Below are 14,481 nucleotides of genomic sequence, written 5' to 3' on the forward strand. Positions count from 1 at the left end.
TCTCTCCCCGCCGCCCCGGGGGGGGCCGGGGGCGACCCCCCCGTCCGCGCCCCGGCCGGCCGGAGCGGGCCGGCGGCGGTTGTGACGGCATCGCAACCCGTACGGCGAATCCGGGGCGGCGGCCGCTGCGTCCTGTCGGACATGGAACCGCAGAAGCCCTCGCTCCCGGAACCGCACAAGCCTCCGCCCCGGCAGCCGGAGGGCTGTCTCGTCGTCGCCGTCCGCCTGCCCGTGCGGATCGTCGTGCTGGTCCTCGTCGTGCCGGTGCGGATGCTGTGGGACGCGGCGGTCGTCGCCGGGCGGGTGCTGCGGGACGCGGTGCTGCGGCCCGTCGGGCGGGCCCTGCTGTGGCTCGCCAGGGCCCTGTTCGTCTGGCCGTTCGCGGCGCTGTGGCGGTACGTCCTCGTCCCCCTCGGCACGGCGCTCACCTGGCTCGGGCGCATCCTGTTCGTCGTACCGGCGGTGTGGCTGTACCGCTGGGTGCTGACCCCCGCAGGGCACGCGCTGGCGTGGGCGGCACGGACGGTCGGAGCCGGGATCGCCGGGCTGGCGCTGGGCATCGGCGCGGGCCTCGGGTGGCTGTACGCGCGCGTGCTGACGCCGGTCGGACACGGCCTGCTGTGGGTGCTGCGCGGCGTCGGGTCCGTCCTCGGGGCGCTGGGCGCCGGGACGTACGCGGTCCTCGCCTGGCTGGTGCGCCACCTGGTCGTCGTCCCGGCCCTGTGGCTGTGGACCTGGGTGCTCGCGCCCGCGGGGCGGGCCGTCGCCTGGTGCGCCCGGGGCGTGGCGTGGGCGCTGGGAATCGCCGTCACCGGGATCGGGCTCGCCCTGTACTGGGCCACCCGGGTGCTGTTCGTGCTGCCCGCGCTCGCCCTGTGGCGGTGGGTCCTCGTGCCCGTGGGACGGGCCCTCGCCGTCGTCGCCCGCGAGGTGGGGGCCGCGCTCGGCCACGCCTGGCGGATCGCCGGGCGGATCTCCCTCGCGGTGGGCCGCTTCCTCGGCACCGTCCTGCGGTGGACCGTCGTCGAGCCGCTGCGGTGGGTCTACCGCGCGGTGCTCACCCCGGTCGGCCACGTCGTGCGCGACGCCGTCCTCAGGCCCGCCGCCAAGGCCGCGCGCGGCGTCGGGCGGGCCATACGGGAGGCGCTCGCCTCGGCGCGGGAGTCGGCGCGGCAGGCCCGCGCGGACTTCCGGCGGATGCTGTTCGGCGAGCCCCGGGAGAGGGAGGCGGTGGCCCGGCGGGAACCTCACGGCGCCGGGACACGTACTCTTGATAGACGTACGACCGCTCTCACAAAGGACTAGGACACTGGGCAAGCGACAGCCCGAAGGCCCGCCGCCCGCACCCGCGGTGCAGCGCATCCGACTGCGCTACACCAAGCGCGGCCGCCTGAGGTTCACCAGCCACCGCGACTTCCAGCGCGCCTTCGAGCGCGCGCTGCGCCGCGCCGACGTACCCATGGCGTACTCGGCGGGGTTCACGCCGCACCCGAAGGTGTCGTACGCCAATGCCGCACCCACCGGCACGGGCAGCGAGGCGGAGTACCTGGAGATCGCGCTCACCGCGCCGCGTGACCCGGAGCAGCTGCGCGTCCTCCTCGACGAGTCGCTGCCCGCGGGGCTCGACGTGACCGAGGCGGTCGAGGCGCACACGTCCGGGCTCGCCGACCGGCTCACGGCTTCCGTCTGGGAGCTGCGGCTGGACGGCGTCGACCCGGCCGACGCGCGGCGCGCGGTGGAGGCCTTCAACGCGGCCGAGGCGGTGGAGGTCCAGCGCCTGACCAAGAACGGCATGCGCACCTTCGACGCCCGTCCGGCCGTCGTGAGCCTGGAGACAACTGAAACGCTCAGTTCGCCGGCTGATAGGCCGAGCGACCAGCCCTGTGCGATACTGCGGCTGGTTGTTCGGCACGTGACGCCTGCCGTTCGACCCGACGACGTCCTGTCCGGTCTCCGCGCCGTGGCCGACCTGGCGCCGCCGGTCCCCGCAGCGGTGACCAGGCTGGCGCAGGGGCTGTTCGATGAAGAGACCGGCACGGTGACCGACCCGCTCGCGCCCGACCGCGAGGCAGCGGCGGCCCTCGAAACGGCCGCTCCGGCTGCCACCGCGACGGCGCCGACGCCGGAAGGTTCCGCGTAGGGACGGACGTCGTAAGCGCCGCCCTCGTACTCGGGAGCCACCTGGGTCGGGCAGCGCACCGACCAGAAGACTTTCGCCAGGCCGTACGCGACAAGGCGTACGGAACCGGCGAGACAGGACACAGAAAGCTCCCGTGTGGCGCCCGCGCCCCGGACGGCGGCACCGCGCATCGCGCGAGCCGCGGACGTCAACGGCGGCCGATCTTCACGATCGGCCCCGGACCAGGCGCGGCGCCCGGGAGCCTGACGGGAGATACGCCCGCATGCTCGAGCCGACCGAACCCACCCAGGGTTCCGAAGACAACAACACTCCGAGCGACACCCTGCCGCCGCGTCGTCGGCGCCGTGCCGCTTCCCGCCCGGCCGGTCCGCCGGCCCACACCACCTCCGACGCCCCCGCCGAGACGGTCGAGCCGGCCATACCGGCCGCCGCGAGCGCCGAGGCGGACGACGAGGCGGCCGAGGCCGTCGCCGCCGCGGTGAACACCGAGGCCGAGGAGGAGGCCGCCGTCGCCGAGGCGCCGGCCCCCCAGGCCGAGGAGGAGGCCGCGCCGGCCCGCCGTACGCGGCGCCGTGCGACCCGCCGGGCCTCCGCGCCCGCCGGTGCCCCGGCGTCCGCCGAGGCCGCCGAGACGGTCGTGGCTTCCGGTGCCGGTGAGGCTGCCGAGGCCACGGTCACCGCAGGGGACGCCGCTGCCGCCGAGACCGCCGAGGTGGAGGCCGTGGCCGAGGAGCCCGCGCCCCCCGCCCGGGGCCGCCGTCGCGCCACGCGCCGTGCTTCCGCGCCCGCCGGTGCTCCGGCGTCCGCCGAGGCCGCCGAGACCGTGGTGCCCGCCGCCGAGACCACCCCCGAGACCGCCGAGGCATCCGCCCCGGCCGTCGAGGCACCCGCCGCCCCGGCCGTCGAGGACGAGGCCGCGCCCGGTCGCCGCTCGCGGCGCCGGGTGACCCGCCGGGTGTCCGCTCCCGCCGGTGCTCCCGAGGCCGCCGAGACGGTCGTGGCCGCCGGGGCCCGCGAGGCCGAGGTCGCCGAAGCCGCCGAGGCCCCCGCGTCCGAGGCTCCCGAGGCTCCCGCCGAGGAGGCCGCCCCCAAGGGCCGCGGCCGCCGCCGGGTCGCCCGCCGTGCCTCCGCGCCCGCCGGAGCGCCGGCCGCCGCCGAGACGCCCCTGACCGCCGAGACGCCCGTGGGCGCCGGCGTCGACACCGAGACCGCCGCCGTGGCCGGCGTGGGCGAGCCCACCGCCGCGGCGCAGGAGCATGCCCGGGCCACGGCGCAGGAGAAGGCCGCCGCCGAGACGGCCCCCGCCGCCAAGACCTCCGAGCAGGCCGAGGACGGCGCCCCGCGCCGGGGCCGCCGCCGCGTGGAGCGGCGTGCCGCGACCGGATTCGCCGCGCCCGCGCAGTCCGCCGCCGACGAGTCCGACTCGCCGCGCCGGCCCGCGCGCCCCGCCGTCGCCGTCTTCCAGGCGCCCGTGTTCACCGAGCCCAAGTTCCAGACCCCGGAGCGCGCCGCCGCCGAGGCGGCCGCCGAGGCCCGCCCGGCCCAGGCCGTGGAGGCCGAGGAGCCGGCGGAGGAGCAGGCCGCCTCGCGCCGCCGTCGCCGTCGCCGCGGCGCCGCCGAGGAGCCGGAGCGGACCGCCGAGAGCGTTGTGGAGGCCGAGACCCCCGCCGCCGACGAGGAGCCGGACGAGGCCGACGACCAGGCCGAGGACGCCGCCGAGGGCGAGGACGGCGAGGAGACGGGGTCCCGTCGCCGTCGTCGTCGTGGCGGCCGCCGTCGTCGCCGTGGTGAGTCCGGTGACGCGGAGGGCGCCGAGGCCGAGGGCGAGGAGCTCGCCGCCGAGCAGGCCGCGCAGGACGCCGAGGACACCGCCGAGCAGGTCGAGGAGGACGACGAGGAGGCCACGGCCGCCGAGTCGGCCGAGGAGGACGCCGACGACCAGGCCGGCGGGTCCACCGCGGGCAGCCGCCGTCGCCGCCGCCGTCGCCGTCGCGCCGGTGAGACGGCGGTGGACAACGAGCCGTCCGCCGACGACCCGGAGCGCACCGTCGTCAAGGTGCGTGAGCCGCGGCCGGCGCGCGAGAAGGGTTCCGAGCCGTCCGACGAGGTGCAGTCCATCAAGGGCTCCACGCGTCTGGAGGCCAAGAAGCAGCGCCGCCGTGAGGGCCGCGAGCAGGGCCGCCGCCGCGTGCCGATCATCACCGAGGCGGAGTTCCTGGCCCGCCGCGAGGCCGTCGAGCGGGTCATGGTCGTCCGCCAGCACGGCGACCGCACGCAGATCGGCGTGCTCGAGGACGGCGTGCTCGTGGAGCACTACGTCAACAAGGAGCAGTCGACGTCGTACGTCGGCAACGTCTACCTCGGCAAGGTGCAGAACGTCCTGCCGTCGATGGAGGCCGCCTTCATCGACATCGGCAAGGGCCGCAACGCCGTGCTGTACGCCGGTGAGGTCAACTTCGAGGCGCTCGGCATGGCCAACGGGCCGCGCCGTATCGAGTCCGCGCTGAAGTCCGGCCAGTCGGTCCTGGTGCAGGTCACCAAGGACCCGATCGGTCACAAGGGCGCCCGCCTCACCAGCCAGGTCTCCCTGCCGGGCCGCTACCTCGTGTACGTGCCCGAGGGCTCGATGACCGGCATCAGCCGCAAGCTGCCCGACACCGAGCGGGCCCGGCTGAAGACCATCCTCAAGAAGATCGTCCCCGAGGACGCGGGCGTCATCGTGCGCACCGCCGCCGAGGGCGCGAGCGAGGACGAGCTGCGCCGCGACGTCGAGCGGCTGCAGGCGCAGTGGGAGGACATCCAGAAGAAGGCCAAGAACGGCGGCAACGGCAGTGCTCCGACGCTGCTGTACGGCGAGCCGGACATGACCGTCCGGGTCGTGCGCGACATCTTCAACGAGGACTTCTCCAAGGTCATCGTCAGCGGTGACGAGGCGTGGCAGACCATCCACGGGTACGTCGCGCACGTCGCGCCGGATCTCGCGGACCGGCTGCAGCGCTGGACCAGCGAGGTCGACGTCTTCGCCACGTACCGGATCGACGAGCAGCTCGCCAAGGCCCTGGACCGCAAGGTCTGGCTGCCCAGCGGCGGTTCGCTGGTGATCGACCGGACCGAGGCGATGGTCGTCATCGACGTCAACACCGGCAAGTTCACCGGTCAGGGCGGCAACCTCGAGGAGACGGTCACCAGGAACAACCTGGAGGCGGCCGAGGAGATCGTGCGCCAGCTGCGGCTGCGCGACCTCGGCGGCATCATCGTGATCGACTTCATCGACATGGTGCTGGAGTCCAACCGGGACCTGGTGCTGCGCCGCCTGCTGGAGTGCCTGGGCCGTGACCGCACCAAGCACCAGGTCGCCGAGGTGACCTCGCTGGGCCTGGTGCAGATGACCCGCAAGCGGGTCGGCCAGGGTCTGCTGGAGTCCTTCTCCGAGACCTGCGTCCACTGCAACGGCCGCGGTGTCATCGTCCACCTCGACCAGCCCAGCGCCACCGGTGGCGGCGGCAAGCGCAAGAAGCGCGCCCGGGCCGGTGCGGCCGACCAGCCGCACGAGCACGAGCACGAGGCCGTGGAGACGGCGGTGCAGAGCGCGCCGACCGCCGAGGAGGAGGCCGAGAGCGAGGCCGAGGTGGCCGCCGAGGCCGCCGAGCCGGTCGCGCTGCCCGAGCCGGCCTTCGCCCCCGACGAGGAGCTGTACAGCAGCATCGCCGAGGCCGAGGCGGCCGCGTCCCGCGGTGGCCGCGGCCGGCGCCGGGCGAGCCGGCGGGCGTCCGCTCCGGCGGGCGCGCCGAGGGCGGAGTCCGCGCAGGCGCAGGCCCCCACGGCCGAGCCGGTGACGGCCGAGGCCACGAAGCCGGAGCCGAAGGGCCGGCGGCGCAAGGCGGCGCAGGCCGAGACCGCCGAGGCCGCTGTGCCCACCGCGCAGACCGTGACCGCCGAGCAGGAGGCCGAGCGTCCCGTGCAGCCGGAGCCGGCCGCCGAGGCGCTGGCCGAGCCCGCGGCCGTCGAGGACGCCGTCGTCGCGGCGGGCGGGGCACCGGCCGCCGAGCCGGCCGCGCCCCAGGGCCGTACCCGCCGCCGGGCCACCCGCCGGGCGTCCGCGCCGGCCGGTTCGCCCGCCGGGGCCGAGGCGGCCGTGGTGACGGTCGCGGAGACCGCGCCCGTCGAGGTTCCGCAGGCCGAGGCTCCCGCCGAGGCGCAGGCCCCGGCTGCCGAGGCCGCCGAGGCCGCCGCTCCGGCCCGTCCGCGGCGCCGGGCCGTGCGCAAGGCCACCGCGCCGACCGCACCGGCGGAGACGGCCGTCGTGGTCCTGCCGTCGGCCGAGGCACAGGCCCCGGCGGAGGCGACCGAGGCCGCCGACGCGGTGCCGGCCGCCGAGGAGACCGACGCCGCCCCGGCCAAGAAGACCGCCCGCAAGGCGGCCAAGAAGGCCACGGCGAAGAAGGCCGCCACCAAGAAGACGACGGCCACCAAGACGGCCGCGAAGAAGACGGCGGCCAAGAAGACGACGACGAAGAAGGCGGCGGCCAAGAAGACGGCCGCCAAGAAGACGTCGGCGGCGGAGCAGTCCGCCCCGTCCGTCTCGGCCTCCACCGACGAGTCCTGACCGATCAGGTCACACGGGGCCCGGTTTGACCCTTGCGGGCCGGGCCCCGTAACCTAGACCGTCGGCGTGTCCAATGCACATGCCACATCCCCGTAAACCTCTTCCTCCCGGGCACACGGCTGGCCGGGAGAGGTCGTCCGCGTCTGTCGGGCGGCTGGCCTGCGGGGGTGCCGTTCCCCGAGCGAGAGAGTGAGATCCGCGTGTACGCCATCGTGCGCAGCGGTGGTCGCCAGCACAAGGTTGCTGTCGGCGACATCGTTGAGGTTGACAAGATTTCCACTGCCAAGGTTGGCGACACGGTCGAGCTCTCGACCCTGCTCGTTGTCGACGGCGACGCCGTGACCAGCGACCCGTGGGTGCTGGCCGGCATCAAGGTCCAGGCCGAGGTCGTGGACCACCACAAGGGCCAGAAGATCGACATTCTGCGCTACAAGAACAAGACCGGCTACCGCCGTCGTCAGGGCCACCGCCAGCAGTACACGGCGATCAAGGTCACGTCGATCCCCACGGCCGCGAAGTAAGGGACTGAGGAGAAATGGCACACAAGAAGGGCGCATCGTCCACCCGGAACGGTCGCGACTCCAATGCCCAGCGGCTCGGCGTGAAGCGCTTCGGCGGTCAGGTCGTCAACGCGGGTGAGATCCTGGTCCGCCAGCGCGGCACCCACTTCCACCCGGGTGCGGGCGTCGGCCGCGGCGGCGACGACACGCTGTTCGCGCTGCAGGCCGGTTCGGTGCAGTTCGGCACCTTCCGCGGCCGCAAGGTCGTGAACATCGTTCCGGTCGCCTGAGACGGCTGATCGGAAGCTTTCGCGAGGCGGACCTCACTTCCCGGTCGGGAAGGCGGGTCCGCCTTTCGCGTGTTACACCGAAGACATCTCGTACCACGAGAATCTCTCGTACGTTTCTGGAGGCACCCCACCATGACCACCTTCGTGGACCGCGTCGAACTGCATGTCGCCGCGGGTAGCGGAGGTCACGGCTGTGCCTCCGTCCACCGCGAGAAGTTCAAGCCGCTCGGCGGTCCGGACGGCGGCAACGGCGGGCGTGGCGGCGACGTCATCCTCACCGTCGACCAGTCCGTGACCACGCTGCTGGAATACCACCACTCCCCGCACCGCAAGGCCACCAACGGCAAGCCCGGTGAGGGCGGCAACCGCTCCGGCAAGGACGGCCAGGACCTGATCCTGCCGGTCCCGGACGGCACCGTCGTGCTGGACAAGGCCGGCAACGTCCTCGCCGACCTCGTCGGCCACGGCACCTCCTTCGTCGCCGCCCAGGGCGGCCGCGGCGGCCTCGGCAACGCGGCGCTGGCCTCCGCCCGCCGCAAGGCGCCCGGTTTCGCGCTGCTGGGCGAGCCCGGCGACCTGCGCGACATCGTGCTGGAGCTGAAGACCGTCGCCGACGTGGCGCTGGTCGGCTACCCGAGCGCGGGCAAGTCCTCGCTGATCTCGGTGCTGTCCGCCGCCAAGCCGAAGATCGCGGACTACCCGTTCACCACGCTCGTGCCGAACCTCGGTGTCGTCACCGCCGGTTCGACCGTGTACACCATCGCCGACGTGCCCGGCCTCATCCCCGGCGCCAGCCAGGGCAAGGGGCTCGGCCTGGAGTTCCTGCGCCACGTCGAGCGGTGCAGTGTGCTCGTGCACGTGCTGGACACCGCCACCCTGGAGTCCGACCGTGACCCCGTCTCCGACCTCGACATCATCGAGGAGGAGCTGCGCCAGTACGGCGGCCTCGACAACCGTCCGCGCATCGTCGTCCTGAACAAGATCGACGTGCCCGACGGCAAGGACCTCGCCGAGATGGTCCGCCCCGACCTGGAGACCCGCGGCTACCGCGTCTTCGAGGTGTCCGCGGTCGCCCACACGGGCCTGAAGGAGCTGTCGTTCGCACTGGCCGACCTGGTGGCGCAGGCGCGGGCCGCCAAGCCCAAGGAGGAGGCGACCCGTATCGTCATCCGGCCCAAGGCCGTCGACGACACCGGGTTCACCGTCACCCGTGAGGACGCCGCCGGCGAGCCGCTGTTCCGGGTGCGCGGCGAGAAGCCCGAACGCTGGGTGCGCCAGACCGACTTCAACAACGACGAGGCCGTCGGCTACCTCGCCGACCGGCTCAACCGCCTCGGCGTGGAAGAGGAGTTGATGAAGGCGGGCGCCCGCTCCGGCGACGGCGTCGCCATCGGCCCCGAGGACAACGCGGTCGTCTTCGACTGGGAGCCGACCGCGATGGCGGGCGCCGAGATGCTCGGCCGGCGTGGCGAGGACCACCGCTTCGAGGCCCCGCGCCCCGCGGCCCAGCGCCGCCGCGACCGCCAGGCCGAACGCGACGAGGCGGAGCGCCAGTTCGACGACTTCGACCCGTTCTAGGCCGGCTGCGGCCCGTTCCAGGCCGGCTTCAGGCCCGTGCCGGGCCCGGGCCCGTCTGAGCCCCGGGCCGGGCGGCGGTCACAAGCCGCCGCCCAGCTGCACGTACTGCTCAGAGAGAAAGGGCCCGCCCGCGTTCCCCCGGGGGAGACGCGGGCGGGCCCTTTCGACGTGCGGGAGGTCAGGCCACGGGCTCCGGGTCACGGTCGGCCGGAGCCGGATCCTCCGCCTGCTGCGACGGCCCCGACGACTGCGGGCCCTGACCGCCCTGCCGGCCGAAACGCGGCTTGGCGGCGATCAGCGGCAGCGTCAGGATGCCGAGGAACAGCGGCGCGAACATGTACCGGGCGAGCGGCGCCGGGTTGGCCGCCACCACCGTCAGCTGAAGCGCCAGCGGGATCGACATCATGGCCAGCGGCGCCCAGGAGCGCTGCCGGCGCGCGAACGTCAGGAAGATCGCGTACGCCACGTAGCACCACGTCGCACCCCGCCACAGCAGCCATTGCAGCTGCGCGGTCTTGCTGGCCTTCCACGAGAAGAACGCCAGCTTGTGCAGCGTGTCGCTGAGCGGGCGGATCTTCAGGATCGGCCGGTACTCGCTGTGCTTGATGTCCTGGTTCCAGTCGGCCCAGCCGAACAGGTTCTTCGGCACCGACGGCGGGCTGATCAGCGTCTGGCCCATCTTGTCGGCCGGCCCCGGGAACGGCGACCAGGCGATGTGCGAGCGGCACAGCCGCGCCCCGATCATCTGGTCCGGGGTGCGCTGCAGGACCCGCATCCACAGGTCCATCAGCTGGTCGTTGTACTCGGCGGCCTTCTTGCGGTTCATCGGCTTCTGCATCGCCCAGTCGGCGTTGTAGCAGTTGGCCGCCTTGCCGCCCCAGTGGGACAGCGGCGCCACCTTGGCCATCAGCGCCTTGTCCGACTTGGAGAAGGTCCACGGCGCCTTGCCGTAGACGACCGCGATGTCCGCGTAGTTCATCGCGTACACCTGGTCCTTGGTGGGGGTGATCACGCCCAGCGCGGGGTAGATCGCCACCTGCAGCACGCCCGCGATCACCGCCGGGATCACCGTGGCGACCAGCATCGCCCGGCGCATCTTCGGCAGGACGAACAGCAGCACCGGCGCGGCGAGGACGGCGACGAGCAGACCGTTGTTGCGGAACAGGCCCATCGCCAGGAAACCGACGAACAGCATCGCGACGTCGTTGCGGAACGCCTTGTCGCGCACCGCCTGCCGGCCGCGCATCCGGCGCACCACGAGCCGTCCGGCCGCGCCGAAGGCCACGACCGAGCCGATGACGAACGGCACGTCCTTCCACACGAAGATCGTGAACGAGCCGATCGACGGCAGCGCCGCCACCACGATCGCCGCCGTCGCGCTCCACTTGCCGGGCACGCCGAACTGCCGCAGCGTCATCGCCACGTACGCCAGCGCCGCGGCCATGGCGACGCTCTGCACGAACGTCAGCAGCGCCAGGTCACCGGTGATCTGGAGGGAGAGCCAGACCAGTCCGTCGTAGGCCACCGAGTGGTTGGACATCCAGTGCCCGGTGGTGACGTGCCAGACGTAGGCGATGGAGTCGTAGCTCATCCCGCCGGGGTAGAAGGCCGCCCACCACAGAAGGAAGATGACCTGGGTGACGGCGTAGACGGCCAGGGGCATCCGGCGCCGGGCCGGGATGCGTTCCAGGCGCTGCCTGACGGCTCTGGGGATCGTGGGCACGGCTCAACGCTCCGCGGGCTCGGTGGACGATGTGTCGGGGTGCGCGAGTTCCAGCATGCGGCGGATGACCCGCTCGCCGGCGTGGCCGTCGTCGAGGTCGCAGAAGACGTCCTTGAACTCCCGGTAGGCCTCCGTGTAGGAGGCGCTGATCCGGTCGATGTCGGCGAGGGCGTCGATCAGTTCGTCCGACGTCTGCAGCAGGGGTCCGGGGGCCTTGTCCTCGAAGTCGAAGTAGAAGCCCCGCAGCTGGTCGCGGTAGTACTCGAGGTCGTACGTGAAGAACAGCATCGGACGGCCCGTGTTCGCGAAGTCGAACATGAGCGACGAGTAGTCCGTGACCAGCACGTCGGTGATCAGGAACAGCTCGGCGATGTCCGGGTAGCTGGAGACGTCGAAGACGAAGCCGTCACCGGCTCCGGGCACGGCGTCGACGATGTTGGAGTGCTTGCGCACGAGCAGGACGTGGTCGTCGCCCAGGCGCTCGGCGGCCTTCTGCACGTCCAGCCGCATGTCGAACTTGTAGTTGCCGGCCCGGTAGAACTGGTCGTCGCGCCAGGTCGGCGCGTACAGCACGACCTTCTTGCCGGCCGGCAGGCCGATCCGCTCGCGCACGCTCTTGGCCAGCTCCTCCGTCTCCTCGGAGAGCAGCACGTCGTTGCGCGGGTAGCCGGACTCCAGGATCTCGCCCTCGAACTGGAACGCCCGCTGCATGATCGGCGTGGAGAAACGGTTGGGGGAGACCAGGAAGGACCAGCTCGGCGTCTCCTCGGCGACCTTCTGCAGGTACTTGCGGTCGGCGAACTGGACGCTGTCGATGTCGTGGCCGATCCGCTTGAGCGGCGTGCCGTGCCAGGTCTGCACGATCACCTGGCCCTCGCGGCGGCGGATCCAGTGCGGCAGGTGCGTGTTGGTGACGATGTACCGGCTGCGGCCGAGCGCCTCGTACCACTCGCGGCTCCAGCGGCGGATGACCTTCACGCCCTCGGGGATCTCGGCGCGCAGGTCCTCCACCACCCACACGTGCTCCAGCGCGTCGCCCCGGCGCACCAGCTGCTCGTAGACGGCGCGCGGCGAGTCGGAGAACTGGCGGCCGGAGAACGAGGCGTACAGGACGGTGTCCTTCAGCGGCGCCGTACGGGCCTGCGCGTACACCTTGGTGCGCAGCTCGCGCTGGCGGTACCAGCCGACCTCGGCCGGGCCGAGGTCGGAGGCGGCCTCGATGAGCAGCCGGTCGAAGAAGCGGTGGGTGAGCGTGTAGTCCCGGCCGCGCACGGTGAAGTTCACGGGCAGGGTGTCCAGCGCGGACGGCACGGCACGCACCGGCACCTCCACGCGGGAGCCGGTGGTGCGGGCGAACAGGTACCAGCGGCCCTGGCGCAGCGGCACCTGGGCGATGCTGTCCGGCACGGGCAGGAACTCGGCGTTCAGCACCCCGTCGGCGACGGTCGCCGGGTAGGTGTGCTCCTCGGCGTGCCGGCTGTGCCGTACGACGATCTCGACCGGCTCCTCGACGTGCGTGGGCAGCGCGGCGGTGAGGGCGATGCGGCCCTCGCCGGTCACGGAGACCTCGCCGGCCATGGGCTGCACGGGCTGGGTGCGCAGCACCAGACGGCCCGAGCCGTCGCTGGTGACGGCGATCACGCGGCCGCCCCAGGCGGCGGTGGGCCGGCCGTCGACGGACGTCTGCCGGCCGAGGTCGCCCTCGGCGGCGTCCACGGCGACGGGGAAGCGGCGCTTGCCGCCGACGCCCAGCTCGGCCGTCCACTTGTCGGAGACGTGCAGGTTGCCGCTGTCGCGGCCCTCGACGTCCAGGTCGGCGAGCGGCACCCGCGCGGAGAACGTGGCGCCGCTGCCGCGCTCCACCGGCACGTCGAGCGTGGCCTCGGTGGACCCGTGGGTCAGGCGCAGGCTGAGCGGCGCGTCGCCGGTGGCCGCGTCGTGGCCGAGCGTGCCGGTCAGCACCAGCACCCCGTCCTCGGCCCGGTGGCCGGTCAGCCGCGCCCGCACCCGCTCCACCCGCAGGTACAGGTGCTCGTCGGCGACGTACGGCACGACCCGCACGTCCTTGTCGACCCAGAACGGGGACGGGCTCTGCGCGCTGCCGGTCTCGCCGGCCTTCAGCCGGGTACGGCGCACGATGCCCTGCTGGACGGTGGTGACGGTGAGCCGCCACACGCCGTCGCGCCAGCCGCCGCGGGCCTTGAGCTTGGCCGGGTTCAGGTCGGCGGTGAAGCCGGACCAGTCGTAGTTGTGCAGCGACTGGCCGGAGGTCTGCGTGGCGCGCGTCGCACGCGCCTGGTCCGGGCGCACCAGCACCGTGCGGCGGCTGCCGACCTCGCGCAGCATCAGCACGCGCAGGGTGGTGCGCTGCGGCCGCTCGGCGGCGAGGTTGCGGATGTAGGCGTGGCCCTCGAGGTGCAGCCGGCCGCCCTGCCAGATCAGCGCCTCGGCGCGGGCGCGGGCGGAGAAGTCGTTGTCGACGCGCAGCACCGAGCGCGGCACGGGCCGCTTGCCCTGGTCGAGGACCGGATAGTCGGCGAGGTGGCGCAGCCCCTGCCGGACGACGGGGACGGCCCGGCCGGTCTCCCGCTCGTAGGCGAGCAGCTCCATCAGCTCCGTCAGGCGGCCCTCACGGATCAGATGGCACTTCAGCCGCAGCGCGACCGGCAGACGGGGGAAGACCGCCTCGTCTACACGGCCGAGGAAGTCGGCGGCGCCGGACATGAACAGCTCGCGGAACTCGTCGCCGGCCTCGTCGAGCACGCCCATGAACAGCGGCAGCTCGTCGGTGATGAAGATCTCGTCGTACCAGCGCTTGTGGGCGACGTACTCCTCGCCGGGCTGGGAGGCGAGGAAGCGGCTGACCCGGTCGCAGGAGCGGATGCGGTCGCGGACGTTGACCGGCTCGGTGCGGCGCTGGGTGATCGACGGGGCGCCGCCGGTGCGCTGGCGCCACAGGTAGACCGGCTCACCGAGCACGTCGACGGCGGAGGCCAGGAAGTGCGCGGGCAGCGTGACCGGGGCGTCCTCGTAGAGGATCCCGGGGAATTCGAAGGCGTGCTTGTCCCAGAACGAGCGGCGGAAGACCTTGTTCCAGGCGGTGCGGTCGTAGACGAGGTTCTTGTCGCGGCTGATGTGGGTCCGCGTGCGGTCGGTGCGCAACCGCTTCTCGTGCAGCGGGGAGATCAGGATCTCGCCGGCCTTGAGCAGGTTGACGTTGCCGCTGACGAAGTCCGAGCCGGACGCCTCGAGGCTCGCGATGCACCGCTCGTAGGCGTCGGGCAGCACGATGTCGTCGCTGTCCACGAACGCGAGGAACTCGGTGCCCTCGGTGAGGTGGGCCACGCCGGTGTTGCGGGCGGGGCCCAGTCCCTGGTTCTCCTGCGGGACGACCCGGATCCGGTCGTCCTTCGCCGCCCACTCCTTGGCGATCGCGAGGCTGCCGTCCGTGGAGCCGTCGTCGACGACGATTGCCTCCCAGTCGGTGAACGTCTGGTCCGCGATCGACTGCAGGCACTCGTCGAGGAAGAGTTCCACGTTGTACACGGGAACGACTAGTGACAGACGGGGAGGCATCTGCGGTACTGCGCCTTTCTCAGGTTACGTAGGTGTCCGGCGGCGACCGGACCCGCCGGACACGGTAG

Annotated in this window: 8 protein-coding genes; 6 read left to right on the forward strand and 2 right to left on the reverse strand. The window is 73.2% G+C overall.

Annotated elements, in window-relative coordinates; translation table 11 throughout:
- Positions 1-141 precede the first annotated feature (141 nt).
- The 6 genes from AB0E88_RS33330 (at position 142) to obgE (ending at position 9,114) form a co-directional block, all read left to right on the forward strand.
- A complete protein-coding gene (locus AB0E88_RS33330) occupies positions 142-1,305 on the forward strand; it encodes a hypothetical protein (RefSeq protein WP_361638401.1) in 1,164 nt (387 codons plus the stop codon).
- Between the two features lie 46 nt (positions 1,306-1,351).
- The gene (locus AB0E88_RS33335) at positions 1,352-2,140 is read left to right on the forward strand and encodes a TIGR03936 family radical SAM-associated protein (protein ID WP_361638403.1); all 789 of its coding nucleotides are present in this window, start codon (positions 1,352-1,354) and stop codon (positions 2,138-2,140) included.
- Positions 2,141-2,402: 262 nt separating this feature from the next.
- Entirely contained in the window at positions 2,403-6,746 is a 4,344-nt protein-coding gene (locus tag AB0E88_RS33340) for an Rne/Rng family ribonuclease (protein WP_361638405.1), read from the forward strand.
- A 200-nt stretch (positions 6,747-6,946) separates the two neighbouring features.
- Positions 6,947-7,267, forward strand: coding sequence for a 50S ribosomal protein L21 (gene rplU / locus AB0E88_RS33345; protein WP_009188585.1), 321 nt, complete (start codon positions 6,947-6,949; stop codon positions 7,265-7,267).
- Between the two features lie 14 nt (positions 7,268-7,281).
- Positions 7,282-7,536 carry a 50S ribosomal protein L27 gene (gene rpmA / locus AB0E88_RS33350; RefSeq protein WP_010476314.1) on the forward strand — a complete coding sequence of 85 codons (255 nt, stop codon included), beginning with the start codon at positions 7,282-7,284 and terminating at the stop codon, positions 7,534-7,536.
- 132 nt (positions 7,537-7,668) lie between these two features.
- Entirely contained in the window at positions 7,669-9,114 is a 1,446-nt protein-coding gene (gene obgE / locus AB0E88_RS33355; protein WP_361638407.1) for a GTPase ObgE, read from the forward strand.
- A gap of 178 nt (positions 9,115-9,292) precedes the next feature.
- On the opposite strand, the gene AB0E88_RS33360 is transcribed toward obgE, so the two are convergent.
- Both AB0E88_RS33360 and AB0E88_RS33365 read right to left on the reverse strand, forming a co-directional pair.
- Positions 9,293-10,837 carry a DUF6020 family protein gene (locus AB0E88_RS33360; RefSeq protein ID WP_361638409.1) on the reverse strand — a complete coding sequence of 515 codons (1,545 nt, stop codon included), beginning with the start codon at positions 10,835-10,837 and terminating at the stop codon, positions 9,293-9,295.
- A gap of 3 nt (positions 10,838-10,840) precedes the next feature.
- The gene (locus AB0E88_RS33365; protein WP_361638411.1) at positions 10,841-14,413 is read right to left on the reverse strand and encodes a CDP-glycerol glycerophosphotransferase family protein; all 3,573 of its coding nucleotides are present in this window, start codon (positions 14,411-14,413) and stop codon (positions 10,841-10,843) included.
- Positions 14,414-14,481 lie beyond the last annotated feature (68 nt).

This window comes from Streptomyces sp. NPDC028635, from assembly GCF_040637635.1.
In the GTDB taxonomy this organism is placed as follows: domain Bacteria; phylum Actinomycetota; class Actinomycetes; order Streptomycetales; family Streptomycetaceae; genus Streptomyces.

What these genes read in the sequence shown, in the direction of transcription:
- AB0E88_RS33365 (WP_361638411.1), bottom strand. Translation starts at nt 14,413, where the DNA reads ATGCCTCCCCGTCTGTCACTAGTCGTTCCCGTGTACAACGTGGAACTC.
- AB0E88_RS33340 (WP_361638405.1), top strand. Translation starts at nt 2,403, where the DNA reads ATGCTCGAGCCGACCGAACCCACCCAGGGTTCCGAAGACAACAACACT.
- obgE (WP_361638407.1), top strand. Translation starts at nt 7,669, where the DNA reads ATGACCACCTTCGTGGACCGCGTCGAACTGCATGTCGCCGCGGGTAGC.
- AB0E88_RS33330 (WP_361638401.1), top strand. Translation starts at nt 142, where the DNA reads ATGGAACCGCAGAAGCCCTCGCTCCCGGAACCGCACAAGCCTCCGCCC.
- rpmA (WP_010476314.1), top strand. Translation starts at nt 7,282, where the DNA reads ATGGCACACAAGAAGGGCGCATCGTCCACCCGGAACGGTCGCGACTCC.